The sequence below is a fragment of the Streptomyces sp. NPDC090442 genome, from assembly GCF_044769405.1.
Lineage (GTDB): Bacteria > Actinomycetota > Actinomycetes > Streptomycetales > Streptomycetaceae > Streptomyces.
In genome coordinates, this window is sequence record NZ_JBIVXW010000003.1 from 88207 (window position 1) to 113413 (window position 25207).

24 protein-coding genes are annotated in these 25207 nt (G+C 72.2%); 16 read left to right on the forward strand and 8 right to left on the reverse strand.

Going from position 1 to position 25207, the window contains the following annotated elements; all coding sequences use genetic code 11:
- The first annotated feature begins 192 nt into the window (after window positions 1-192).
- On the forward strand, window positions 193-3744 hold the full coding sequence (dnaE, locus tag ACIQU6_RS03820; RefSeq protein WP_403480011.1) for a DNA polymerase III subunit alpha: 3552 nt from the start codon (window positions 193-195) through the stop codon (window positions 3742-3744).
- 137 nt (window positions 3745-3881) lie between these two features.
- Here the strand turns inward: dnaE and ACIQU6_RS03825 are convergent, their stop codons facing one another.
- Window positions 3882-4046, reverse strand: a complete 165-nt coding sequence (locus ACIQU6_RS03825; protein WP_403480012.1) for a hypothetical protein — start codon at window positions 4044-4046, stop codon at window positions 3882-3884.
- Window positions 4047-4314: 268 nt separating this feature from the next.
- On the opposite strand from ACIQU6_RS03825, the gene ACIQU6_RS03830 reads away from it, so the two are divergent.
- From ACIQU6_RS03830 to ACIQU6_RS03845, 4 genes are all read left to right on the forward strand, one after another.
- Complete coding sequence (locus ACIQU6_RS03830; RefSeq protein WP_403480013.1) at window positions 4315-5601, forward strand: NYN domain-containing protein; 1287 nt, start codon at window positions 4315-4317, stop codon at window positions 5599-5601.
- Between the two features lie 174 nt (window positions 5602-5775).
- On the forward strand, window positions 5776-6786 hold the full coding sequence (locus tag ACIQU6_RS03835) for an ABC transporter ATP-binding protein (protein ID WP_403480014.1): 1011 nt from the start codon (window positions 5776-5778) through the stop codon (window positions 6784-6786).
- 121 nt (window positions 6787-6907) lie between these two features.
- A complete protein-coding gene (locus ACIQU6_RS03840; RefSeq protein ID WP_403480015.1) occupies window positions 6908-7723 on the forward strand; it encodes an ABC transporter permease in 816 nt (271 codons plus the stop codon).
- Between the two features lie 76 nt (window positions 7724-7799).
- The gene (locus ACIQU6_RS03845) at window positions 7800-8426 is read left to right on the forward strand and encodes an ABC transporter permease (RefSeq protein WP_403480016.1); all 627 of its coding nucleotides are present in this window, start codon (window positions 7800-7802) and stop codon (window positions 8424-8426) included.
- 202 nt (window positions 8427-8628) lie between these two features.
- Here ACIQU6_RS03845 and ybaK read toward each other — a convergent pair whose 3' ends face one another.
- The 3 genes from ybaK to ACIQU6_RS03860 form a co-directional block, all read right to left on the reverse strand.
- A complete protein-coding gene (gene ybaK / locus ACIQU6_RS03850; protein ID WP_403480017.1) occupies window positions 8629-9144 on the reverse strand; it encodes a Cys-tRNA(Pro) deacylase in 516 nt (171 codons plus the stop codon).
- Between the two features lie 83 nt (window positions 9145-9227).
- Window positions 9228-9968, reverse strand: a complete 741-nt coding sequence (locus tag ACIQU6_RS03855; protein ID WP_403480018.1) for an LON peptidase substrate-binding domain-containing protein — start codon at window positions 9966-9968, stop codon at window positions 9228-9230.
- Between the two features lie 60 nt (window positions 9969-10028).
- Complete coding sequence (locus tag ACIQU6_RS03860) at window positions 10029-11630, reverse strand: oxidoreductase (protein WP_403480019.1); 1602 nt, start codon at window positions 11628-11630, stop codon at window positions 10029-10031.
- A 397-nt stretch (window positions 11631-12027) separates the two neighbouring features.
- On the opposite strand from ACIQU6_RS03860, the gene hisD reads away from it, so the two are divergent.
- Genes hisD through hisF form a run of 8 tightly spaced genes read left to right on the forward strand, consistent with a single transcriptional unit; the run spans window position 12028 to window position 17897 of the window.
- Window positions 12028-13353 (forward strand): histidinol dehydrogenase, encoded by a 1326-nt coding sequence (gene hisD, locus ACIQU6_RS03865; RefSeq protein WP_403480020.1) that lies wholly within the window; start codon window positions 12028-12030, stop codon window positions 13351-13353.
- 26 nt (window positions 13354-13379) lie between these two features.
- Complete coding sequence (locus ACIQU6_RS03870) at window positions 13380-14513, forward strand: histidinol-phosphate transaminase (RefSeq protein WP_403480021.1); 1134 nt, start codon at window positions 13380-13382, stop codon at window positions 14511-14513.
- Window positions 14510-15115 carry an imidazoleglycerol-phosphate dehydratase HisB gene (gene hisB, locus ACIQU6_RS03875; protein ID WP_018536733.1) on the forward strand — a complete coding sequence of 202 codons (606 nt, stop codon included), beginning with the start codon at window positions 14510-14512 and terminating at the stop codon, window positions 15113-15115. Before ACIQU6_RS03870 ends, hisB begins: the two co-directional genes overlap by 4 nt.
- Entirely contained in the window at window positions 15115-15279 is a 165-nt protein-coding gene (locus tag ACIQU6_RS03880; RefSeq protein ID WP_018536734.1) for a hypothetical protein, read from the forward strand. The genes hisB and ACIQU6_RS03880 overlap by 1 nt, the downstream gene beginning before the upstream one ends.
- Window positions 15270-15953 (forward strand): imidazole glycerol phosphate synthase subunit HisH, encoded by a 684-nt coding sequence (gene hisH, locus ACIQU6_RS03885; protein WP_403480022.1) that lies wholly within the window; start codon window positions 15270-15272, stop codon window positions 15951-15953. Before ACIQU6_RS03880 ends, hisH begins: the two co-directional genes overlap by 10 nt.
- Before the next feature lie 5 nt (window positions 15954-15958).
- Complete coding sequence (priA, locus tag ACIQU6_RS03890) at window positions 15959-16681, forward strand: bifunctional 1-(5-phosphoribosyl)-5-((5-phosphoribosylamino)methylideneamino)imidazole-4-carboxamide isomerase/phosphoribosylanthranilate isomerase PriA (RefSeq protein WP_274919279.1); 723 nt, start codon at window positions 15959-15961, stop codon at window positions 16679-16681.
- Window positions 16682-16723: 42 nt separating this feature from the next.
- Window positions 16724-17134: a Rid family hydrolase gene (locus ACIQU6_RS03895; RefSeq protein WP_274916184.1), complete on the forward strand. Its 411-nt coding sequence runs from the start codon at window positions 16724-16726 to the stop codon at window positions 17132-17134.
- A gap of 7 nt (window positions 17135-17141) precedes the next feature.
- Window positions 17142-17897 (forward strand): imidazole glycerol phosphate synthase subunit HisF, encoded by a 756-nt coding sequence (hisF, locus tag ACIQU6_RS03900; RefSeq protein ID WP_403480023.1) that lies wholly within the window; start codon window positions 17142-17144, stop codon window positions 17895-17897.
- 71 nt (window positions 17898-17968) lie between these two features.
- Here the strand turns inward: hisF and ACIQU6_RS03905 are convergent, their stop codons facing one another.
- From ACIQU6_RS03905 to ACIQU6_RS03915, 3 genes are read right to left on the reverse strand one after another with little or no spacing between them, the layout of a single operon-like run.
- Window positions 17969-18712 (reverse strand): succinate dehydrogenase/fumarate reductase iron-sulfur subunit, encoded by a 744-nt coding sequence (locus ACIQU6_RS03905; RefSeq protein WP_403480024.1) that lies wholly within the window; start codon window positions 18710-18712, stop codon window positions 17969-17971.
- Window positions 18709-20655 carry a fumarate reductase/succinate dehydrogenase flavoprotein subunit gene (locus ACIQU6_RS03910; protein WP_403480025.1) on the reverse strand — a complete coding sequence of 649 codons (1947 nt, stop codon included), beginning with the start codon at window positions 20653-20655 and terminating at the stop codon, window positions 18709-18711. The genes ACIQU6_RS03905 and ACIQU6_RS03910 overlap by 4 nt, the downstream gene beginning before the upstream one ends.
- A 3-nt stretch (window positions 20656-20658) precedes the next feature.
- The gene (locus ACIQU6_RS03915; protein WP_403480026.1) at window positions 20659-21360 is read right to left on the reverse strand and encodes a succinate dehydrogenase; all 702 of its coding nucleotides are present in this window, start codon (window positions 21358-21360) and stop codon (window positions 20659-20661) included.
- A 94-nt stretch (window positions 21361-21454) separates the two neighbouring features.
- On the opposite strand from ACIQU6_RS03915, the gene ACIQU6_RS03920 reads away from it, so the two are divergent.
- A complete protein-coding gene (locus ACIQU6_RS03920) occupies window positions 21455-22354 on the forward strand; it encodes a LysR family transcriptional regulator (protein ID WP_403480027.1) in 900 nt (299 codons plus the stop codon).
- 33 nt (window positions 22355-22387) lie between these two features.
- Here the strand turns inward: ACIQU6_RS03920 and ACIQU6_RS03925 are convergent, their stop codons facing one another.
- On the reverse strand, window positions 22388-23020 hold the full coding sequence (locus tag ACIQU6_RS03925; RefSeq protein ID WP_403480028.1) for a TIGR03085 family metal-binding protein: 633 nt from the start codon (window positions 23018-23020) through the stop codon (window positions 22388-22390).
- A 215-nt stretch (window positions 23021-23235) separates the two neighbouring features.
- On the opposite strand from ACIQU6_RS03925, the gene hisI reads away from it, so the two are divergent.
- Window positions 23236-23616, forward strand: coding sequence for a phosphoribosyl-AMP cyclohydrolase (gene hisI, locus ACIQU6_RS03930; protein ID WP_403480029.1), 381 nt, complete (start codon window positions 23236-23238; stop codon window positions 23614-23616).
- Window positions 23617-23627: 11 nt separating this feature from the next.
- A complete protein-coding gene (locus ACIQU6_RS03935) occupies window positions 23628-25163 on the forward strand; it encodes an anthranilate synthase component I (RefSeq protein WP_403480030.1) in 1536 nt (511 codons plus the stop codon).
- Window positions 25164-25207: the final 44 nt, after the last annotated feature.

A 25207-nucleotide genomic window follows, 5' to 3' on the forward strand; every position in this document is an offset into this window, starting at 1 on the left:
AGAACGCACGGGGAGGCCCGTGAGTGCCCGCCGGCGCCGACGCCGTGCGAGGGCGCCGGGCGACCCCTCGCCGGGCCGGTGCTGTCAGTGCCGGGCCGTAGACTTCAACACCGTCAGAACCATCCTTCCGACCCGGATTCCTCTCCCTCTCCCGACGTCCCTGACAACTGCCGCTCCCGGAGGTTCAGCGCCGTGGCTCCCTCGTCCAGGCCCCCCTTCACGCACCTGCACGTCCACACCCAGTACTCGCTGTTGGACGGTGCGGCGCGGCTGAGCGACATGTTCAAGGCGTGCAACGACATGGGGATGACCCACATCGCCATGTCCGACCACGGCAACCTCCACGGTGCCTACGACTTCTTCCACTCCGCGAAGAAGGCCGGCGTCACCCCGATCATCGGCATCGAGGCGTACGTCGCACCGGAGTCGCGGCGCAACAAGCGCAAGATCCAGTGGGGCCAGCCGCACCAGAAGCGCGATGACGTCTCCGGTTCCGGTGGTTACACCCACAAGACGATCTGGGCGGCGAACAGCACCGGTCTGCACAACCTCTTCCGCCTCTCCTCCGACGCCTACAAGGAGGGCTGGCTCCAGAAGTGGCCCCGGATGGACAAGGAGACCCTCTCCCAGTGGTCCGAGGGCCTGATCGCCTCCACCGGCTGCCCCTCCGGTGAGCTCCAGACCCGGCTGCGCCTGGGCCAGTTCGACGAGGCGCTGAAGTCCGCCGCCGAGTACCAGGAGATCTTCGGCAGGGACCGGTACTTCCTGGAGCTGATGGACCACGGCATCGAGATCGAGCGCCGGGTCCGCGACGGCCTGTTGGAGATCGGCAAGAAGCTGGGCATCCCCCCGCTGGTCACCAACGACTCGCACTACACCTACGCCCACGAGGCGACCGCGCACGACGCCCTGCTCTGCATCCAGACCGGCAAGAACCTCTCCGACCCCGGCCGCTTCAAGTTCGACGGCACCGGCTACTACCTCAAGTCCACCGACGAGATGTACGCCATCGACTCCTCGGACGCCTGGCAGGAGGGCTGCCGCAACACCCTCCTCGTCGCCGAGCAGGTCGACACCACCGGCATGTTCGAGAAGCGCGACCTGATGCCGAAGTTCGACATCCCGGAGGGCTTCACCGAGGTCACCTGGTTCCAGGAGGAGGTCCGGATCGGCATGCAGCGCCGGTTCCCCTCCGGGGTCCCCGAGGACCGCATGAAGCAGGCCGAGTACGAGATGGACGTCATCATCCAGATGGGGTTCCCGGGCTACTTCCTCGTCGTCGCCGACTTCATCATGTGGGCGAAGAACAACGGCATCGCGGTCGGCCCCGGCCGAGGCTCCGCGGCCGGCTCGATCGTCGCCTACGCCATGGGCATCACCGACCTCGACCCGATCGAACACGGCCTGATCTTCGAGCGGTTCCTCAACCCCGAGCGCGTCTCCATGCCCGACGTCGACATCGACTTCGACGAGCGTAGGCGCGTCGAGGTCATCAGGTACGTCACGGAGAAGTACGGCGCCGACAAGGTCGCCATGATCGGCACCTACGGCAAGATCAAGGCGAAGAACGCCATCAAGGACTCGGCCCGCGTGCTGGGTTACCCGTACGCCATGGGCGACCGGATCACCAAGGCGATGCCCGCCGACGTCCTCGGCAAGGGCATCGACCTCGACGGCATCACCAACCCCTCGCACCCGCGCTACAGCGAGGCCGGCGAGGTCCGGGGGATGTACGAGAACGAGCCGGACGTCAAGAAGGTCATCGACACCGCCAAGGGCGTCGAGGGCCTGGTCCGGCAGATGGGCGTGCACGCCGCCGGCGTGATCATGTCGAGTGAGCCGATCATCGACCACGCCCCGGTCTGGGTGCGGCACACCGACGGCGTCACCATCACGCAGTGGGACTACCCGCAGTGTGAGTCGCTCGGCCTGCTGAAGATGGACTTCCTGGGCCTGCGCAACCTCACCATCATGGACGACGCCCTGAAGATGGTGAAGGCCAACAAGGGCATCGACCTGGAGCTGCTCTCCGTCCCGCTCGACGACCCCAAGACCTTCGAACTCCTCTGCCGCGGCGACACCTTGGGCGTCTTCCAGTTCGACGGCGGCCCGATGCGCTCGCTGCTGCGCCAGATGCAGCCCGACAACTTCGAGGACATTTCCGCCGTCTCGGCCCTGTACCGCCCGGGCCCGATGGGCATGAACTCGCACATCAACTACGCCGAGCGGAAGAACGGCCGCCAGGAGATCACCCCGATCCACCCGGAGTTGGCGGATCCGCTCAAGGAGACCCTGGGCCTGACCTACGGCCTGATCGTCTACCAGGAGCAGGTGCAGAAGGCCGCCCAGATCATCGCCGGCTACTCGCTCGGTGAGGCCGACATCCTCCGCCGCGTGATGGGCAAGAAGAAGCCCGAGGAACTGGCCAAGAACTTCACCATCTTCCAGGCCGGCGCCAAGAAGAACGGCTTCTCCGACGAGGCCATCCAGGCCCTGTGGGACGTCCTGGTCCCGTTCGCCGGCTACGCCTTCAACAAGGCGCACTCCTCCGCCTACGGCCTGGTCACCTACTGGACCGCCTATCTGAAGGCCAACTACCCGGCCGAGTACATGTCCGCGCTGCTCACCTCGGTGCGCGACGACAAGGACAAGTCCGCGGTCTACCTCAACGAGTGCCGCAAGATGGGCATCAAGGTCCTCCCGCCGAACGTCAACGAGTCCGAGGCCAACTTCGCGGCCCAGGGCGACGAGATCATCCTCTTCGGCCTCACCGCCGTGCGGAACGTCGGGCAGAACGTCGTCGAGTCGATCATCCGTTGCCGCAAGGCCAAGGGGAAGTACTCCTCGTTCCCCGACTACCTCGACAAGGTCGACGCGGTGGTCTGCAACAAGCGCACCACCGAATCCCTCATCAAGGCCGGCGCGTTCGACGAGATGGGCCACACCCGCAAGGGACTGACCGCGCACTACGAGTCGATGATCGACAACGTCGTCCAGGTCAAGCGCAAGGAGGCGGAGGGCCAGTTCGACCTCTTCGGCGGGATGGGCGACGACTCCTCCGACGACACCCCCGGCTTCGGGCTGGACGTGGAGTTCTCCGAGGACGAGTGGGACAAGACCTATCTCCTCGCCCAGGAACGGGAGATGCTCGGTCTCTACGTCTCCGACCACCCGCTCTTCGGCCTGGAGCACGTGCTGAGCGACAAGGCCGACGCCGCCATCGCCCAGCTCACCGGCGGCGATTACGCGGACGGCTCGATCGTCACCATCGGCGGCATCATCTCCGGCCTCCAGCGCAAGATGACCAAGCAGGGCAACGCCTGGGCGATCGCCACCGTCGAGGACCTCGCCGGCTCCCTCGACTGCATGTTCTTCCCCGCCACGTACCAACTGGTGTCCACCCAACTCGTCGAGGACGCCGTGGTGTTCATCAAGGGCCGGCTGGACAAGCGGGAGGACGTACCGCGGCTGGTCGCCATGGAGTTGATGGTCCCCGACCTCTCGGAGGCCGGCGCCGACGCCCCGGTGACGATCACCATCCCCGCGGTGAAGGTCACCCCGCCGATGGTCGAGAAGCTGGGCGAGGTGCTCAGCAGTCACCGCGGTTCCAGCGAGGTCCGGATCAGGCTCCAGGGCGTGCGGAAGACCACCGTGCTCCGCCTGGACCGCCACCGGGTCACCGCCGACCCGTCGTTGTTCGGCGATCTGAAGGTGCTGCTCGGCCCGTCCTGCCTCGCCGGCTGAGCGGCGACGCCGGGCGGTCGACCACCGGCCGGCGCGGAAACGACGTGAGGGGCGCGCCCGCATCGTGCGGGCGCGCCCCTCAAGTCGTCGGCGGCGCACGGGAGTTGGGCGACCTCCGGGCGGCCGTTCGGGAGGTGTCAGTTGTGGCCGAAGCGGCGCTGGTGCTTGCGTGCGACGTCCGCCGGGCTGGCCTGGGCCTGCGAGTGCGAGATCGCTTCCAGGGTCGACTTCTCGGACTGCTGCTGGCCGCGTTCGGGCTCGCTCGCCTTCGGCTGCTTCCGGTCCTTCTTGTTCTTGGCCATGATCGTGCCTCCTGAGGGGATCTCTGGATCGGCCGGAATCAGCCTTACACGACGGGCAGATCGCTGCATTTCGGGCAATTACCCTGAGTGAAGGCGTCAGTTACGCGCCGTGTCGACGAATACGGCCGAATCCGCCACGCCGAAGATCGAGTTGGTGCAGATAACCCCCGTACGGTCGGGCAGACTCGAAGGAAGCCGAAGAGCACTCGTGCCACGGGCCGAGCCGGGGGGCGACCGGACTTCAGCACCTCAGGGAAGAGGGTGGAACGTGGACCGCTGCGTCGTCCTGGTGGACGCCGGGTATTTGCTCGGGGCCGCCGCCAGCCTGCTCGCCGGAGAACCCGCCCGTTCCCGGATCACCGTCGACCACGCCGCCCTCATCCAGGGGCTGCGCCAGCGCGCGGAGGCCGACACCGAGCGGCCGTTGCTGCGCATCTACTGGTTCGACGGCGCCCCCGACCGCGTCCCGCAGCCCGAGCACCGCCGGCTGCGGGTGATGCCCCGGGTCACCGTCCGGCTGGGCGCGCTGACCCGCAGCGACGGCCGCTGGGCGCAGAAGGGCGTGGACGCCGCGATGCACGCCGAGCTGACCGAACTCGCCCGCAACCGCGCCTGCTCCGACATCGTGCTGGTCACCGGCGACGGCGATCTGCTGCCGGGGCTGATGTCGGCCAAGGAGCACGGCGTCGCGGTCCACCTCTGGGCGGTGCAGGCCGCCGACGGCGACTACAACCAGTCCGAGGACCTGGTCGCCGAGGCCGACGAGCGGCGGGTGTTGGACCGGACCTGGATCACCCGCGCGGTCCGGCCGAAGGAGTTGGGCGGCCCCTGCGCCCCGCCGCCGGTCCCGCGCCCCGAGATCGCCGCGATCCTCTCCGCCCCGCTCCCGGAGTCCGCGGTCGCCGCGGCGACCGCGGCCGCGGCCGGCTCCGGTACGGACTCCGGCGGCCGCGCCGGCACCAACGGCACCGCCCGCCCGGTGTCGGCCGGCGACCGCGCCGAGGGCTCCGGCGAGTCCGGCTCCGGCGGCTCCCGCGGCGTCCCCACCCCCAAGGACCTCGCCGGCCTGGGCCGCCCGCACGCCGCCCAGCAGTCCGGGCAGAACGGCGGTCAGCAGAACGGCAGCCAGCCCGCGGCCACCCTCCGCTGGTCCTCCGACAAGGGCTGGATCGAGCGCGGCGGCCCGCTCGGCGAGCCCGCCGAGACCGCCTCCCTGCCCACCCTCGCCCAGCTCACCAGCGCCGAACAGCGCTGGGCCGACCGCGAGGAGGACATCACCGCGGTCAGCGGCGACCCGTTCGAGGTCGGTCAGGTCTTCGCCCGCCGCTGGACCGACCGGCTCTCCGACACCGTCCACCTCCAGCAGCTGTCCACGGAGTACCCCCGCATCCCGCACCGCATCGACGGTGAACTCCTGCGCTACGCCGCCCGGTTCGGCCTGCTCGCCCACAAGGACGACCAGATCGACGAACACGACCGCTACGCCATCCGCGCCGGCTTCTGGCGCGAGGTCGACCTGCGCACGGCGGCGGAACACGCGCCGGCGGGCGACTGAGGGAGCGGGTGGCGGATCCGTTCCGCGTCCCGTCCGACCGGGCGGCGTCGACCGTCCGGGGGCGCGGCCGGCCCGCCCGTCGGCCGGTCCGAAGCTGTGCGGGCGCTGTGCACCGGCCGGACGGTGGAGACCCGGGACCGGGGGAGGGGCGGGGGACGCGTACCCTCATAGCTCGTGAAGACGGGCGCAAAACAGGTGGACCACGGCGCATCGGTGTGTGTCGTGCGGGACCTGGTCAAGACCTATCCCGCGCTGCGCGGCCGGCGCGGGGCGGACCGGGCACCCGCGGTGCGGGCCAGCGACGGCATCAGCCTCGACGTCCGGCGCGGCGAGATCTTCGGGTTGCTCGGCCCCAACGGCGCCGGCAAGTCGACCCTGGTCCGGCAGCTCACCGCGCTGCTGCGGCCAGACTCCGGCAGCATCACCGTCCTCGGCCACGACCTGGTGCGGCACCCCGAGCGGGCCGCCCGACTGCTCGGCTACCTCGGGCAGGAGTCGACCGCGCTGGACGAACTGACCGTCGCGCTCGCCGTGGAGACCACCGGCCGGCTGCGCGGCCTGGACGCCCGCGCCGCCCGCGCCGAACGGGACGCCGTCCTCGACGAGCTGGACCTCGGCCCGCTCGCCGGTCGGGCGCTGAAGAAGCTCTCCGGCGGCCAGCGCCGACTGGCCTGCTTCGCCACCGTGCTGATCGGCGAGCGGCCGCTGCTGGTGCTGGACGAGCCGACGACCGGCATGGACCCGGTCGCCCGGCGCGCGGTGTGGGCCGCGGTGGACCGCCGCCGCGCCGAGCGGGGCGCCACCGTCGTCCTGGTCACCCACAACGTGCTGGAGGCCGAGAGTGTGCTCGACCGGGTCGCGGTGATCGACCGGGGCCGGGTGATCGCCTGCGACACGCCGGGCCGGCTGAAGGAACTGGTGGGGGAGGAGGTCCGGTTGGAGCTGGTCTGGCGGGACCGGCCCCCGCTCGACGTGCCCGAGGTCGCCGCGCTGGCCGCCGACGCCCGGGTGTCCGGCCGCCGCTGGACCCTGCGGCTCCCCGCCGACCGGGCCCGCACCGCGGTCACCGCGGTCACCGCCGGGCCCGCCTTCGCGGCGCTGGACGACTTCACCCTGGCCACGCCCAGCCTGGAGGACGTCTACGTCTCCCTGGGCGGCCGCGCCGAGGGGCTGGTGAAGGCGTGAGGACGCGGGGACGGATGCGGCGGGCCGTGGCGCGCGAGCGGTTCACTGGGTGTGCCGGCCTGGCGCCGCGCGGTGGTCGCGCGGCGGACCGGGGGCGTGACGAGGAAAGGTGGGCGACGGCGTGAGCGTGGTTTCCGCGGAGGCGGTGACCGGTACGAAGGCGGTGACGGAGGACGACGGGTGCGTCCCGCTCGCGCCCCGGGCCCGGCTGCTGCCCGCGCTCGGCGCCGTCTACCGCGCCCAGCTCTCCCGGGCCCGGGTCGCCCGGATTCCGCTGCTGTTCGTCGCCACCTTCCAGTCCGTCGGGATCATGGTGCTGCTGCGCGGCGTGGTCAGCGGCGGCGCCCCGGCCTACTCGGTGGTCTCCGGCTCCGCGGTGCTGGTCGTCGCCTTCGTCGCGCTGAACCTGCTCGCCCAGTACTTCGGCCAACTGCGGGCCGGCGGCGGCCTCGACCACTACGCGACGCTGCCGGTGCCGCCGGCCGCCGTGGTGCTCGGCGCGGCCGCCGCGTACGCCTCGTTCACGGTGCCGGGCGCGGTGGTCACCGCGGTCACCGGCTGTCTGCTCTTCCACCTGCCGATGGCGCACCTGTGGGTGCTGGTCGCGGTGGTGCCGCTCTCCGGGGCGGCGCTGTCCGGGCTCGGCGCGGCCCTCGGGCTGCTCGCCCCGCGGCAGGAACTGGCCACCCTCGGCGGCCAGTTGGGGATGTCGGCGGCGCTGCTGCTCGGCGTGCTGCCGGCCGACCGGATGCCCGCACCGATCGGCTGGGCCCGCGACCTGCTGCCCTCGACCTACGGCGTGGAGGCGCTGGCCCGCACCTTCGGCCCGCATCCCGACTGGCTGGCGGTCGGCGCCGACCTGGGCATCTGCGCCGCCGTCGGGGTGCTCTCGCTGGCGGTGGCGACCTGGGCGTACCGCCGGGCCGCGGTCCGCTGAGCGCCGCCGACGCCACGCGGGCACGTACGGGCGTCCTGCTGGTGGTGGCGCGGCGCCGGCCTGGCACGATGACAACGTGACCGCACCGCAGACGCCCCACGAGAACCAACCGCCCGACGACCCGCACGGCGCCACAGTCGACCCCGAAGGCGGCCCCGAATTCGCCCGCGAACTGCGCGAAGGCGTGCTGATCGCGCTGGCGGTCGCGGTGAGCGGGGTGCTGCTGGGCGTGCTGTGGGCCTGGCTGGCGCCGCGCGTGCCGCTGATCGCCGACACCCACAACGTCTACCTGAAGAACACCGAGGGCGAGGAGGCGATCGGCGCCGACGGCACCTTCTTCCTGCTGGCGCTCGGGTTCGGCCTGGTCACCGCGGTCGCGGTCTTCCTCTTCCGGCGGCGCGGCGGCATCCCGCTGGTGGTCGCGCTGGCCGTCGGCGGGCTGCTGGGCGCCGTGCTGGGCTGGGTGACCGGCATGTGGCTGGGGCCCACCCCGGACGTGGTCGCGCACGCCAAGCAGGTCGGCCCCGGGGTCGTCTTCGACGGTCCGCTGCGGCTCCAGGCCAAGGGCGCGCTGCTGGCCTGGCCGGTCGCCGGGATGGCCGCGCTGATCGCGCTGACCGGGCTGTTCGGGCCGCGCGACCCGGAGGACGCGGTGGTGCCCGACTGGTCCGGACACCACCACCAGCCGCCGGCGGCGGGCTGACCGCCGCGCCGGCCGGTCGGCCGCATCAGGCCGGTCGGCGACCGTGATTGGCCCGGCGCTTCCGGATGCGCCACTTCCGCTTACGGGTCCTCTTCGACATGGCGTACCTCCTCCCCGGTCGTAACCGAGGACGGGCGCGGAGGGAAGGCCCGCGGGGGCGGCGGGCGGCGGCACCGGGCGCACCCGGCGGCGCCGGCGCGGCTCAGTCCCGCGCGATCGGTGCGACCCGTGCGCCGGTCAGTGCGACCAGGTCGGCCGGGGCCAACTCGACCTCCAGACCGCGCCGTCCGGCCGAGACGCACACCGTGGGCCGGCCCTCGGCCGAGGCGTCCACCACGGTGGGCAGCCGCCTGCGCTGCCCCAGCGGCGAGATCCCGCCGACCACATAACCGGTGCTGCGCTCGGCCGCCGCCGGATCGGCCATCGCGGCCCGCTTGCCGCCCACCGCGGCGGCCAGCGCCTTCAGGTCCAGCGAACCGGAGACCGGCACCACGGCCACCGTCAGCGCCCCGTCGACGTCCGCCAGCAGCGTCTTGAACACCTGGTCGGGGGCGACCCCGAGCGCCTGCGCGGCCTCCTCGCCGTACGACACGGCCGCCGGGTCGTGCGCGTAGGCGTGCACCGTGAACGGGACGCCGGCGGCGGTCAGCGCCACCGTCGCGGGCGTGCCGCCGGTCTGCGCGCCGCCCTTCTTCCCCTGCTTCGCCTTCTTCGCCACTGCGTCTCGCCTCATTCGCGCCCGGACGCCGGTCGGCCCGGTGCGGGGGCGGGCCCGCGACCGGGGCCGGGGAGTTCGGTAGGTCAGTTGGGACTGGTCGGCTGCCGGGTCAGCTCCACCGCCGGCAGCGACGGGAGCTTACCGATCACCGCCGACTCCGCGCGCAGCAGTTTCAGCTCCTGCCGCAGCCGGCCCGCGGTGTCCGGCACCTCCAGCAACTGCTGCTTGGCGGGCACGTCCAGCACCGCCGCGGCGGCCACCAGGTACGACAGCACCGACGGGTCGGCGGGCAGGTCCTGGCCGCTGGCCAGGGTCCGCTCGTTCGCCCACGCCAGCCGCTTCTGGTAGGTGCGGAAGGCCCGCACCACCCCGGAGGCCAGCGCGCCCGCGCCCTCCCCGTCGTCCTCCTCAAACGGCGTCAACTCACCGGTCAGATACGGCCCGGAGGCGTCCACCGAGGACAGTCGGACCCGGGTGGTGCCGGTGGCCAGGACCTCGTAGCCGTCGCCGGACGACTTCTCCCGGATGGTCGCCGCGTCCGCGACGCAGCCGACGGTGTGGAAGGCCCGGATCGGATCGTCGCCGAAGCCCGCGGCCGGGCCGGTGGCGGTCGGCGCGGTGTCGTCCGGCAGGCCCTGCGCGGTCGGGGCGACCTCCCGGCCGTCCCGGATGGCGACCACCGCGAACCGGCGGTCGTCCTCGGGCCGGTCCAGCAGATCGCGCATCATCGCGCGGTAGCGCGCCTCGAAGACGTTCAGCGGCAGCACCAGGCCCGGGAACAGCACGGAGTTGAGCGGGAACAGGGGCAGACGCAGGGAGGACACAGTCCGTAAGCCTAGAGCCTGCGCCGGTGCGGGCCGCCACCCGCACCCGGCGCAGCCGCGCTACTGCCGCTGGAGGAGCCGTGACGCACCGGTCGCCATGGTCGTGGCCAGCACCCATCCGGCCAGGATCATCACCGCCGAGACCCACTGGGCGGTGCCGGCCGGCGCCCAGGCGTCGCCCTGATGGAGATCGACCAGCGGCAGCAGCAGGTCCAGGGAGTACAGGTACGGGTTCCAGTGCGGCATCTCGTCGTGCTTGAGCGGTTCCGGCGGGTTCGAGGAGAAGTACGCGGTGCCGATCGCCCACAGGATCGCCATCCACAGTGCGGCCCGCCCCGGGCGGTAGCCGTAGGCCACCGTCCAGTCCTGGAGGAAGCCCCACGCCTTCGCCGCCAGCGGCAGCGTCTCGCGCCGCCGCCGCTGCTTGGCCAGCAGCACCTCCCGGGCGTCCGCGTCCTCGCCCATGGCGCGCAGCGAGGTGGCCAGCATCTCGTACGGCTCCGGCGCGTACTCCGGGGTCGCCGCGGCCACCCACTGCAGGCGCAGCGCCAGCGGGAAGTGGCCGCGCGGGATCAGCGTCTCGTAGGAGAAGCCGGCCATCATCAGCCCGCCCAGCCCCGGCCAGCTCGCCGACTTGTCGACGAGGTTGACGACCCGGGCGCCGGAGAGGATCACCCGGCCCCGCTGCGGGCGCTCGCCCAGGAAGCGCAGCTCCGGCGTCTGGATCCGGCGCAGCGACAGCTCCTGGTCGGACTCCATGATGAAGCGGGCGTGCTCCAGGTCCACCGCGTCCCCGAACCGCCCGTCGTCCAGCCGCACCCCGCCCTCGCACTCGAAGCGCTGCATGCGGGTGCCGCGGGCCGGGGTGTGGGTGATGCCGTACGGGGGCGTGGCGCCGCTGGAGAACGGGGAGTTGGCCAGGCCGGCGGCGGTGAGGTAGAGGGTGCGCTCGACGGTCAGCTGGGGGGCGTTCAGCGCCCGGCGGCCGAACGGATTGCTCAGGTGGCTGCCGCGCAGGCTCAGCGACACCCCGACGGTGGCGCCGCGCAGCGACAGCTCGCCGTAGGACTCCAGCATCTCGGCCTGGAGGTCCTGGGCGACGGTCAGCCCGTCGGCCATGACCGAGCGGCCCTGCCGGTCCTTGTGCACCACGACCTGATTGAGCATCAGGTCGGTGCCGATGTGCGCGTCGGTGAGCCGGATGCCGGAGTGCACCACGCAGCGCGGCAGGTGCAGATCGCCCTCGGTGTGCAGCCGGGCCGCCTCCAGCCGGGGTATCGCGCAGTTCACCATCCGCAGGGTGGTGAACCGGCTCTCCGGCAGCAGCACCTCGGCCTCGAAGCGGCAGTCCCGCAGCTCCACGAATGGCTTGATCGTGCCGCCCGCAAGGTCGAGAGTGTCCGTGATGTACGCCCCGGTCAGCTTCAGCCCGGGCACCCGCCCGGGCTGCGCCGGCGGCCCGTCGAGCAGCAACAACGCCACCACCCGGGCCCGGATCCGGCGCTCCGGGCCCCACAGGTGCTGCCCGTGCGGGTCGTCCCGGGACGGGTCGCCGGTGTGCAGATTGCAGCTACTGCCGTTGCGGAACGCCTGCCACATGCTCCATTCCGCGGACGTCAGTCGCAGGTCGGCGGGCGCGTCGCCGTCCCTGGCTCCGGTCACTGTGGCTCCCCCTCGCTCTCACGGTGCCTTGCGGCAGGCCGTCTGTACTGGTCCTCGTCGCCGGTCGTCGTCGCCCCTTCGCGGGCGTCGTGCGCGGCCCGGCGTGCGGCGCTGCTCCGCCGTGCGCGCCGGCGCCGGTGGTCCCGGCCGGTGCCCCGGCGGCGCTACCTGTTCGGACGCGTTCCGGCGGGCCCTCTTCCGCCCGCCCCCGTGGGCGCCTCCGATGACGCCCGCACCGACCCCTTGCCCGCCCCGTGACCCGTTGAACACGCGTGGTCAGGGCCAACTCCGGTCAACTTCGACGACCGGGCCGGCGACCGCCCGTCCCGCGCGTCACTACGTATCACTGAGTGATACGGGCGCTCGGCCCCGGCGACGGGTCTGAGACACTGGGGGGGTGATCTCCCGAATCGATCTGCGTGGCGCCGCCCTCCCCGAGGGTGCCGCCCTGCGCGACCTGCTGCCCCGTGCCGAGTTCGACGTGGAAGCCGCCCTGGAGAAGGTGCGGCCGATCTGCGAGGACGTGCACCATCGCGGCACCGCGGCGCTGATCGAGTACGCGCGGCGGTTCGACGGCGTCGAGATCGAGCGGGTCAGGGTCCCGGCGGAGGCGCTCACCGAGGCCCTCGACGCCCTGGACCCGAAGGTCCGCGCCGCCCTGGAGGAGTCCATCCGGCGCGCCCGGACCGTCCACCGCGAGCAGCGCCGCACCGACGTCACCACCAAGGTCGTGCCCGGCGGCACGGTCACCGAGCGCTGGGTCCCGGTCGAGCGGGTCGGCCTCTACGTCCCCGGCGGCCGGTCGGTCTACCCGTCCTCCGTCGTCATGAACGTCGTCCCCGCCCAGGAGGCCGGCGTCGGCTCGCTCGCCGTCGCCTCCCCGCCGCAGCGCGACTTCGGCGGCCTGCCGCACCCCACCATCCTGGCCGCCTGCGCCCTGCTCGGCGTCGACGAGGTCTACGCCGCCGGCGGCGCCCAGGCCGTGGCGATGTTCGCCTACGGCACCGACGAGTGCGCCCCGGTCAATCTGGTCACCGGCCCCGGCAACATCTACGTCGCCGCCGCCAAGCGCCTCCTCAGGGGCCGGATCGGCATCGACTCCGAGGCCGGGCCCACCGAGATCGCGGTCCTCGCCGACGTCACCGCCGACCCGGTGCACGTCGCCGCCGACCTGATCAGCCAGGCCGAGCACGACCCGATGGCCGCCGCCGTCCTGGTCACCGACTCCGAGGAGTTGGCCGACCGCACGGAGAAGGAGCTGGCCCCGCAGGTCGAGGCCAGCAAGCACGTCGAGGACCGGATCGTGCCGGCGTTGTCCGGCCGGCAGTCCGCGATCGTCCTGGTCGACGGCCTCGACGAGGGCCTGAAGGTCGTCGACGCCTACGGCGCCGAGCACCTGGAGGTCCAGACCGCCGACGCCGCCGCGGTCGCCGCCCGGGTCCGCAACGCCGGCGCGATCTTCGTCGGCCCCTACGCCCCGGTCTCGCTCGGCGACTACTGCGCCGGCTCCAACCACGTCCTGCCCACCGGCGGTTGCGCCTGCCACTCCTCCGGCCTGTCCGTCCAGTCGTTCCTGCGCGGCATCCACGTCGTGGACTACAGCCGCGAGGCGCTGGCCGAGGTCGCCCACCACGTGGTGACCCTCGCCGAGGCCGAGGACCTCCCGGCCCACGGCGCGGCGATCAGGGCGCGGTACGACTGGACGGTCCCCCAGAGCAAGTGAGCACGCACGTGACGAAGAACGCCCCCGTGTCCAGGATGGACGAGCTGCCCATCCGGGACGAGCTGCGCGGCAAGTCCCCTTATGGCGCACCGCAGTTGGACGTCCCGGTGCGCCTGAACACCAACGAGAACCCCTACCCGCTGCCCGAGCCGCTGGTGCGGCGGATCGCCGAGCGGGTCACCGAGGCCGCCCGGCACCTCAACCGCTACCCCGACCGGGACGCGGTCGAGCTGCGCACCGCGCTGGCCGGCTACCTCACCCGCACCGCGGGCCACGAGGTCACCGCCGCCCAGGTCTGGGCCGCCAACGGCTCCAACGAGATCATCCAGCAGCTGCTCCAGACCTTCGGCGGCCCCGGCCGCACCGCCCTCGGCTTCGAGCCGTCGTACTCCATGCACGCGCTGATCTCGCGCGGCACCGGCACCGGTTGGCTCTCCGGCCCCCGCAACGACGACTTCACCATCGACGTCGAGGCGGCCAGGGAGGCCATCGCCGCGCACCGGCCCGACGTGGTCTTCGTCTGCTCGCCGAACAACCCCACCGGCACCGCCGTCGAGGCCGACACCGTCCTGGCGCTGTACGAGGCGGCCCAGGCCGCCAGGGCGGACAGCGGCGGAGCGCTGGTGGTGCTCGACGAGGCGTACGGCGAGTTCAGCCACCGGCCCTCGCTGCTGCCGCTGATCGAGGGCCGGCCCAACCTGGTGCTCTCCCGCACCATGTCCAAGGCGTTCGGCGCCGCCGGGCTGCGGCTGGGCTACCTCGCCGCCGACCCGGCCGTGGTCGACGCCGTCCAACTGGTCCGACTGCCGTACCACCTCTCGTCCGTCACCCAGGCCACCGCGCTCGCGGCCCTGGAGCACACCGATACGCTGCTGGCATACGTCGAGCAGCTCAAGGGCGAGCGGGACCGTCTGGTCACCGAACTGCGCGCGATCGGCTGCCAGGTCGTCGCCTCGGACGCCAACTTCGTCCAGTTCGGCCTCTTCGACGACGCGCACGCCGCCTGGCAGTCGATCCTCGACCACGGCGTGCTGGTCCGCGACAACGGCGTACCGGGCTGGTTGCGGGTCACCGCCGGCACCCCGGCCGAGAACGACGCGTTCCTCGACGCGGTGCGCGCGGTGTGCAAAGAACGCAGCCTGAAGGAGAACAAGCGATGAGCGGGGCGACCGCCCGCGTGGGGCGCGTGGAGCGCACCACCAAGGAGACCACCGTGCTGGTCGAGATCGATCTCGACGGCACCGGTCAGGTCGACGTCTCGACCGGCGTCGGCTTCTACGACCACATGCTCGACCAGCTCGGCCGGCACGGCCTCTTCGACCTGAAGGTCAAGACCGACGGCGATCTGCACATCGACACCCACCACACCATCGAGGACACCGCCCTCGCGCTGGGCGCCGCCTTCAAGCAGGCGCTCGGCGACAAGGTCGGCATCTACCGCTTCGGCAACTGCACCGTCCCGCTGGACGAGTCGCTGGCCCAGGTCACCGTCGACCTCTCAGGTCGCCCGTACCTGGTGCACACCGAGCCGGAGAACATGGCGCCGATGATCGGCACCTACGACACCACGATGACCCGGCACATACTGGAGTCGTTCGTCGCCCAGGCGCAGATCGCGCTGCACGTCCACGTCCCGTACGGGCGCAACGCCCACCACATCGTGGAGTGCCAGTTCAAGGCGCTGGCCCGGGCGCTGCGCTACGCCAGCGAGCGGGACCCGCGGGCCGCGGGCATCCTCCCGTCCACGAAGGGCGCCCTCTGATGAACGGCCTGTCCACCGTCTTCATCCTGGTGGGACTCTTCCTGCTCGGCGGCGTCTACTCGTTCTGGAAGCAGAAGATCCCCAAGTCCGTGATCACCCTCATGGCCATCGCCTCGGCGATGTGCCTGGTGGCCGGTGTGATGCGCCTGGAGGTATGGAATTGAGCGCCGCGCAGCAGGCCACGCAGCAGGCCGCGGGGAAGGCCGCCAAGAAGGTCGTGGTCCTCGACTACGGCTTCGGCAACGTCCGGTCCGCCGAGCGGGCGCTGGCGCACGTCGGCGCGGACGTGACGATCACCCGCGACTACGACACCGCGATGAACGCCGACGGGCTGCTGGTGCCCGGCGTCGGCGCGTTCGACGCGTGCATGCGGGGGCTGAAGGAGGTCCGCGGCGACTGGATCGTGGGGCGCCGACTGGCCGGCGGGCGGCCGGTGATGGGCATCTGCGTCGGCATGCAGATCCTCTTCGGCCGCGGCATCGAGCACGGCGTGGAGACCGACGGCCTCGACGAATGGCCCGGCACGGTCGGCCCGCTCAAGGCCGAGGTGGTCCCGCACATGGGCTGGAACACCGTGCGCGCCGCGGAGGGTTCGCGGCTCTTCGCCGGGCTGCCCACCGACGCCCGCTACTACTTCGTGCACTCCTACGCGGTCCACGACTGGGAGTTGGAGGTCGGCAACGCCGCGATCGCCGCCCCCAAGGTCACCTGGGCCACCCACGGCGAGCCGTTCATCGCCGCGGTGGAGAACGGCCCGCTGTGGGCCACCCAGTTCCACCCCGAGAAGTCCGGCGACGCCGGTGCCCAGCTCCTCACCAACTGGATCGAAACGCTGTGAACCCCGTGAAGAAGCTCGAACTGCTGCCCGCCGTCGACGTCCGCGACGGCCAGGCCGTCCGCCTGGTGCACGGCGAGTCCGGCTCGGAGACCTCCTACGGTGACCCGATGCAGGCCGCCCTCGCCTGGCAGGCCGCCGGCGCCGAGTGGCTGCACCTGGTCGACCTGGACGCCGCCTTCGGCACCGGCGACAACCGCGCGCAGATCGCCGAGGTCGCCCGCTCCATGGACCTCAAGGTCGAGCTGTCCGGCGGCATCCGCGACGACGACTCGCTGGCCGCCGCGCTGGCCACCGGCTGCACCCGGGTCAACATCGGCACCGCGGCGCTGGAGGACCCGGAGTGGGTCGCCAAGATCATCGCCGAGCACGGCGACCGGATCGCGGTCGGCCTGGACGTCCGCGGCACCACCCTGCGCGGCCGCGGCTGGACCCGGGACGGCGGCGACCTCTACGAGACCCTGGCCCGCCTGGACTCCGAGGGTTGCGCCCGCTACGTCGTCACCGACATCAACAAGGACGGCACCCTCCAGGGCCCCAACCTGGAACTGCTGAGGAACGTCTGCGCGGCCACCGACCGCCCGGTCGTCGCCTCCGGCGGCGTCTCCTCCCTCGACGACCTGCGGGCGATCGCCGCGCTGGTGCCCGAGGGTGTGGAGGGCTCGATCGTCGGCAAGGCGCTCTACGCGAAGGCGTTCACCCTCGAAGAGGCGCTGGCGGCGGTCTCCTAGAGGCCGCGGGTGCCGCAACCGACCGCACAGGAAGGCGGCGTGATGAGCATCGAGCGCGTACGGACCGACAGTCCGTGGGAAGAGACCATCGGCTTCGCGCGCGCGGTGGCCGCCGGCGACCGGGTCCTGGTCGCCGGCACCATGCCGCTGGTCGGTGGTGTCCTCCAGGGCGAGGGCGACCCCTACGTCCAGACCAAGGTCGCCTTCGGCAACGCGCTGGCGGCGATCAAACCCTTCGGGCTGGGCGCCGCCGAGGTGCTGCGCACCCGGATGTACCTGACCCACCTGCGGGACGCGGACGCCGCCGCCCGTGCCCACCGCGAGCTGTTCGACGCCGCGCCGCCGGCCACCACCATGGTCGTGGTCTCCGGCTTCGTCGACTCCCGCGTCCTGGTGGAAGTAGAACTAGAAGCGTTCCGGGACCCGTCCCGGGACACCGAGCGAGAGGGCTGAAGACGAGATGACCCTGGCGGTCCGCGTCATTCCCTGCCTGGACGTCGACAACGGCCGCGTGGTCAAGGGCGTCAACTTCCAGAACCTCCGCGACGCCGGGGACCCGGTCGAGATGGCGAAGGTCTACGGCGACGAGGGCGCCGACGAGCTGACCTTCCTCGACATCACCGCGTCCTCCGGCAACCGCGAGACCACCTACGACGTGGTCCGCCGCACCGCCGAGCAGGTCTTCATCCCGCTCACCGTCGGCGGCGGGGTGCGCACCGCCGAGGACGTCGACAAGCTGCTGCGGGCCGGCGCCGACAAGGTCGGGGTGAACACCGCGGCGATCGCCCGCCCCGAGCTGATCAAGGAGATCGCCGAGCGGTTCGGCAGCCAGGTGCTGGTGCTCTCGGTCGACGCCCGCCGCACCGCGTCGGGCGCGTTCGAGGTCACCACGCACGGCGGCCGCCGCTCGGCCGGCATCGACGCCGTCGAATGGGCGCACCGCGCCGCGGAGTTGGGCGCCGGCGAGATCCTGCTGAACTCCATGGACGCGGACGGCACCAAGGACGGCTACGACGTGGCGATGATCGAGGCGGTGCGCCGACACGTCAGTGTCCCGGTCATCGCCTCCGGCGGCGCCGGCAAGCTGGCCGACTTCGCCCCCGCGGTGGCCGCCGGCGCCGACGCGGTGCTGGCCGCCTCCGTCTTCCACTTCGGCGATCTGCGGATCGGCCAGGTCAAGGACGCACTGCGGGAGGCCGGCCACCCGGTGCGCTGAGCGCGCGTACGGCACGAGGCCCCCTCCGCCCGGTGCAAAGGGGGCCTCGTCGCGTTCCGACGGCCGCCGGGTCAGCGGCCCTTGCGGGTCGCGCGGAGGAACTCCCGGTTCATCGCGGTGATGCTGAACAGCGGGATGCCCTTGGGGCAGGCGGTGGCGCACTCGCCGGCCAGGGTGCAGCCGCCGAAGCCCTCCTCGTCCATCTGCGCCACCATGTCCAGCACCCGGGACTCGCGCTCCGGCGCGCCCTGCGGCAGCACGCCCAGGTGGTTGACCTTGGCCGAGGTGAACAGCATCGCCGCGCCGTTGGGGCAGGCCGCCACGCAGGCGCCGCAGCCGATGCACTCGGCGTGCTCGAAGGCGAAGTCGGCGTCGGGCTTGGGCACCGGCGTGGCGTGCGCCTCGGGGGCGGCGCCGGTCGGTGCGGTGATGTAGCCGCCGGCCTGGATGATCCGGTCGAAGGCCGAGCGGTCCACGACGAGGTCCTTGACGACCGGGAAGGCCGCGGCCCGCCACGGTTCGACGTCGAGGGTGTCGCCGTCCTTGAAGGACCGCATGTGCAACTGGCAGGTGGTGGTGCGCTCCGGGCCGTGCGCATCGCCGTTGATGACGAGCGAACAGGCGCCGCAGATGCCCTCGCGGCAGTCGTGGTCGAAGGCCACCGGGTCGTCTCCGGCCAGGATGAGCCGTTCGTTGAGGACGTCCAGCATCTCCAGGAAGGACATGTCGGGCGAGATGCCGTCCACCTCGTACGTGGACATGGCGCCGTCGGCGTCGGCGTGTGGTTGCCGCCAGACGCGCAGGGTGAGCTTCATGCGTAGCTCCGCTGGGTGGGGTGGACGTACTCGAAGACCAGGTCTTCCTTGTGCAGGGTGGGGGCCGCGCCGGTGCCGGTGAACTCCCAGGCGGCCGCGTAGGAGAACGCCTCGTCCTGGCGGGCGGCCTCGCCGTCCGGGGTCTGCGACTCCTCGCGGAAGTGGCCGCCGCAGGACTCGGCCCGGTGCAGCGCGTCGAGGCACATCAGCTCGGCGAGCTCCAGGTAGTCGACGATCCGGTTGGCCTTCTCCAGCGACTGGTTGAACTCCTCGCCGGTGCCCGGGACCTTGATGCGCCGCCAGAACTCCTCGCGGATCTGCGGGATCCGGTCCAGCGCCTTGCGCAGGCCGGCGTCGGTGCGGGCCATCCCACAGTGCTCCCACATGAGTTCACCGAGCTCGCGGTGGAAGGAGTCCGGGGTGCGGTCGCCGTCGACGGCCAGCAGCAGGTTCAGCCGGTCCTCGGTCTCGGCCAACACGCCCTGGACCGCCGGGTGTTCGGCGGTCAGGGGTTCCTGGCCCGGATGGCGCGCCAGGTAGTCGTTGATGGTGGCGGGCAGTACGAAGTAGCCGTCGGCCAGGCCCTGCATCAGGGCGCTGGCGCCCAGGCGGTTGGCGCCGTGGTCGGAGAAGTTGGCCTCGCCGACCGCGAACAGGCCCGGGATCGTGGTCTGGAGGTCGTAGTCGACCCACAGGCCGCCCATCGTGTAGTGCACCGCCGGGTAGATCCGCATCGGCACCCGGTACGGGTCCTCGTCGGTGATCCGCTGGTACATGTCGAAGAGGTTGCCGTACTTGGCCTCGACGGCCTTGCGGCCCATCCGCGCGATGGCGTCGGCGAAGTCCAGGTAGACGCCCTGCCCGCCGGGGCCCACGCCGCGGCCCTCGTCGCAGACGTTCTTCGCGGCCCGGGAGGCGATGTCGCGGGGGACGAGGTTGCCGAACGACGGGTAGATCCGCTCCAGGTAGTAGTCGCGCTCGTCCTCGGGGATCTCGTTCGCCGGGCGGGTGTCTCCCTCGGCCTTGGGCACCCAGATCCGGCCGTCGTTGCGCAGCGACTCGCTCATCAGGGTCAGCTTGGACTGGTGGGCGCCGGTGCGCGGGATGCAGGTCGGATGGATCTGGGTGAAGCAGGGGTTGGCGAAGTAGGCGCCGCGCCGGTGGGCCCGCCACACGGCCGTGGCGTTGGAGTTCATGGCGTTGGTCGACAGGTAGAAGACGTTGCCGTAGCCCCCGGAGGCGAGCACCACCGCGTCCGCGAAGTGGCTGGAGACCTTCCCGGTGATCAGGTCGCGGGCGACGATGCCGCGGGCCCGGCCGTCGACGACGATCAGGTCGAGCATCTCGGTGCGCGGGTGCAACTCGACGTTGCCGGCGGCGATCTGCCGCGACAGCGCCTGGTAGGCGCCGAGCAGGAGCTGCTGCCCCGTCTGGCCGCGGGCGTAGAAGGTGCGGGAGACCTGGACGCCGCCGAAGGAGCGGGTGTCGAGCAGGCCGCCGTACTCGCGGGCGAACGGGACGCCCTGCGCCACGCACTGGTCGATGATCTCCACCGAGATCTGCGCGAGGCGGTGGACGTTGGACTCCCGGGCGCGGAAGTCGCCGCCCTTGACGGTGTCGTAGAAGAGCCGGTGGACGGAGTCGCCGTCGTTGCGGTAGTTCTTCGCGGCGTTGATGCCGCCCTGCGCGGCGATGGAGTGGGCCCGGCGCGGCGAGTCCTGATAGCAGAACTGGACGACGTGGTAGCCCTGTTCGGCCAGGGTGGCGCCGGCCGAGCCGCCGGCCAGGCCGGTGCCGACGACGATGACGGTGTGCTTGCGGCGGTTGGCCGGATTGACCAGCTTGGCCTCGAAGCGGCGGGTGTCCCAGCGCTCGGCGATCGGGCCGGCGGGGGCCGTGGCGTCGGCGACCGGCTCCCCGGTCGCGTAGTCGGTGTAGTTCACGGGTCAGCTCACCACTTTGGTCATGACGCCCACGGGGACGGCGATGAAGCCGACCGTGAGCAGCAGCGCGAGGATGTTGGCGGAAGCCTTCAGGGCCCGGTCGCGGGTGCGGCTGCCGGCGCCGAGGGTCTGGGCGGCGCTCCAGAAGCCGTGCCGGATGTGCAGCCCGAGCGCGAGCATCGCGACGAGGTAGATGACGTTGCCGTACCAGGTGGAGAAGGTGCCCACGACGTTCTGGTACGGGTGTCCCGCCCGGAAGTCGGGGTGCACGGTGCCGGTCGTCAGGTCCATCAGGTGCCAGACGATGAACAGGCCGAGGATGATCCCGCCCCACCGCATGGTGCGGGTGGCGTAGCTGGCCCGCGGCTTGCGGTGCACGTACCTGCTGGGGCGGGCCCGGATGTCGCGGCGGCTGAGCTGGTAGGCGGAGACCGCGTGCGCGACCACCGCGACGACCAGCACGACGCGGATCAGCCACAGCGTCCACTCGTAGTGCATGAAGGGCTCGCCGACGGTGCGCAGCCAGTGCGCGTAGTGGTCGAACTCCCCGGGCCCGAAGAAGATCTTGAGGTTCCCGATCATGTGGGCGACCAGGTAGAGCAGCATGATCAGGCCGCTGACGGCCATCACCGTCTTCTTGCCGACGGTGGAGCGCCACACCGTCAGTGCCTTGGACGGCCGATCCGTCCGCGTTGCCAATGCCATGAGTCACGACGCTAGGGATGCGCCCGCCATCAGTCCAAGACATGGTCCGGCTCATCTCCATAGGCTGCGCCTATCGCGGCTCTATAGTCGTCCCATGCAGCTACAGCAGCTCCGCTACTTCACGGCCGTGGCCGAAACCCGCCACTTCACCCGCGCCGCCGAGCGCGAACACGTCGCCCAGCCCTCGCTCTCCCAGCAGATCCGGGCGCTGGAGAGGGAGTTGGGCGCCGAGCTCTTCCACCGCGCCCGCGGCCACATCGCCCTCACCGACGCCGGCGAGACCCTGCTGCCGCTGGCCCGCCGGATCCTCGCCGACACCGAGACCGCCCGCCGCGAGGTCCAGGAGGTCGCCCAACTCCGCCGCGGCCGGCTCCGGCTCGGCGCCCCGCCCAGCCTCTGCGCCAGCCTCGTCCCCGACGTGCTCAGCGCCTTCCACACCGCCTACCCGGGCGTCGAGTTGATCGTCACCGAGGACGGCTCCCAGGACCTCGTCCGGGCCCTGGCCGACGGCGCCCTGGACCTGGCGCTGATCATCACGCCGCTGCCCGGCCAGGCCCCGGCGCTGGCCACCGCCGAGCTGCTGCGCGAGGAGCTGGTGGTGGTCTCCGCCCCCGACCGCCCGGCACCGGTGACCGGCCGGCGCACCCGGATCCGGGTGGCCGACCTCCGCGGCCGCCCGCTCGCCATGTTCCGCCGCGGCTACGACCTGCGGGAGTTCACCACCGCCGCGTGCCGCGCGGCCGGCTTCGAGCCGACCTTCACCGTCGAGGGCGGCGAGATGGACGCGGTCCTCGGCTTCGTCCGCGCCGGGCTCGGCGTCGCCGTCGTCCCCAGCATGGTCGCCGAGCGCTCCGGCCTGCGGATCACCCCGTTCGCCACCCCCGACATGCACCGGGTGGTCTCGGTGGCGCACCGCGGCGACGTCTCCCCCTCCCGCGCCGCCCGCGAACTGGAACGCATCCTGCGCGCGCACCTGGCCGACGGCCCCCGCTGACCGGCACCGGGAGACCGGGGGAGACGCCCCGGCTCACACCCCCAGCTTCGCCGCCCGCAGCTTCGCCACCGCGTCCTCGTCGCCGTCCCACTCCACCTTCGCGGCGTCCTGCCGGCCGAAGGCGAACATCGTCAGCTCGCCCGGCTCGCCGGTGACCGTCACCACCGGGGTGCCCCGGTGCGCCACCGCGGTCTGCCCGTCCGGCCGCCGCAGCACCACCCCGACCGGCGCCTTCCGGCCCAGCACCCGGGCCGCCCGCTCCAGCCGCGCCCAGAGCGCGTCCGCGAACACCGGGTCCGGCTCGCGCGGGGTCCAGTCCGGCTGGGCCCGCCGCACGTCCTCGGCGTGGACGTAGAACTCCACGGTGTTGGACGCCTCGTCGACCTGCTTCAGTGCGAACGGCGACATCTTCGGCGGCCCCGTCCTGATGAGCTGGATCAGCTCCTCGTACGGCTTCGCCGCGAACTCCGCCTGCACCCGCTCCAGCCGGGCCGCCAGCGGCTTGACCAAGATCCCGGCGGACGCGTCGGCCCGCCGCTCGCGGACCACCACGTGCGCGGCGAGATCCCGCGTCGTCCAGTCCTCGCACAGCGTGGGCGCCTCGGGCCCCGCGCTCTCCAACAGGTCGGCCAGAAGGAGCCGTTCACGCTTCGCATGGGTCGACATACGGTCAGCCTACGACCGCCCCGCGCGCCCTGCCACGGCGCACCGCCCCCGGCCGGCGCCCCCTCAATCCCGCAGCACCACCACGGCCACCACCACCGCGGCCACCAGCGCCGCCACGAACACCACCACCATCACCCGCACCGCGACCCTGGCCACCTGGTCCGGTGGCGGCTGCTGATCCATTCCAGCAGGATGCCGCACGGCACAATGGACCCATGACCACCAGCCGTGTCACCGCATCCTCCCTGGATCCCGCCGTCGCCGCCCGCCTCAAGCGCGACGCCGACGGCCTGTTCCCGGCCATCGCCCAGCAGTACGACACCGGCGAGGTGCTGATGCTCGGCTGGATGGACGACGAGGCGCTGCACCGCACCCTCACCACCGGCCGCTGCACCTACTGGTCCCGCAGCCGCCGCGAGTACTGGGTCAAGGGCGATACTTCCGGCCACGTCCAACACGTCAGGTCCGTCGCCCTGGACTGCGACGCCGACACCGTCCTGGTCAAGGTCGACCAGGTCGGCGCCGCCTGCCACACCGGCACCCGCACGTGCTTCGATGCGGACGTATTGGCGAACGGGCCGGCCACCGACCAGTAGGCTCCGCTGCCATGACCACGGGAACCACGGGCACCGCCACACCGGACCTCGACACCTTCCGCACGCTCGCCAAGGACCGGCGGGTCATCCCCGTCACCCGGCGCCTCCTCGCGGACGGCGACACCCCGGTCGGGCTCTACCGCAAGCTGGCCGGCGAGCGCCCCGGCACCTTCCTGCTGGAATCCGCCGAGAACGGCCGCACGTGGTCGCGGTACTCCTTCGTCGGCGTCCGCAGCGCCGCGACCCTCACCGCCCGTGACGGGCAGGCGCATTGGCTCGGCACCCCGCCGGTCGGCGTCCCCACCGACGGCGACCCGCTCGCCGCCCTGCGCGCCACCGTCGAGACCCTGCACACCCCGCACGACCTCGTCGAGGGCGAGGGCCTGCCCCCGTTCACCGGCGGCATGGTCGGCTACCTCGGCTACGACGTGGTGCGCCGGCTGGAGAAGGTCGGCCAGCACACCGTCGACGACCTCGGCCTGCCCGAGCTGACCATGCTGCTCACCTCCGACCTCGCGGTCCTGGACCACTGGAGCGGCACGGTCCTGCTGATCGCCAACGCGATCAACCACAACGACCTGGAGACCGGCGTCGACGAGGCGTACGCGGACGCGGTGGCCCGCCTGGACACCATGGCCGACGACCTCGCCCGCCCCGCCCCCGCCAGCGCCGCCGCGCTCCCGCCGTCCGCCGTGCCCCCGTACACCGGCGAGTGGGGCGCCGAGTCCTTCATGGCCGCCGTCGAGGACGTCAAGGAGCGCATCCGGGCCGGCGAGGCGTTCCAGGTGGTGCCCTCGCAGCGGTTCGAAACCCCCTGCACGGCAAGCGCGTTGGACGTCTACCGGGCGCTGCGGGCGACCAACCCCAGCCCGTACATGTACCTCTTCCGTTTCGAGGACGGCGACGGCGGCGCGTTCGACGTGGTCGGCTCCAGCCCCGAGGCGCTGGTCAAGGTCGAGGGCGGCCGCGCCATGGTGCATCCGATCGCCGGCACCCGCCCGCGCGGCGCGACGGTCCAGGAGGACCAGGCGCTCGCCGACGAGTTGATGGCCGACCCCAAGGAGCGCGCCGAGCACCTGATGCTGGTCGACCTGGGCCGCAACGACCTGGGCCGGGTCTGCGAGCCGGGCAGCGTCGAGGTCGTCGACTTCATGTCCGTCGAGCGCTACAGCCACGTCATGCACATCGTCTCGACGGTGACCGGGACGGTCGCCGAGGGCCGCACCGCCTTCGACGTGCTCACCGCCTGCTTCCCCGCCGGCACCCTCTCCGGCGCCCCCAAGCCGCGCGCCCTGCAGATCATCGAGGAGCTGGAGCCGACCCGGCGCGGCCTCTACGGCGGCTGCGTGGGCTACCTGGACTTCGCCGGCGACTCCGACACCGCCATCGCCATCCGCACCGCCCTGCTGCGGAACGGCACCGCCTACGTCCAGGCCGGCGCCGGCATCGTCGCCGACTCCGACCCGGTCGCCGAGGACACCGAGTGCCGCAACAAGGCCGCCGCCGTCCTCCGCGCCGTGCACACCGCCAACCACCTGGGGAAATGATCCGGCGTACCCCCGCCCACCGGCCCGCGGGGGCCGGTGGGCGA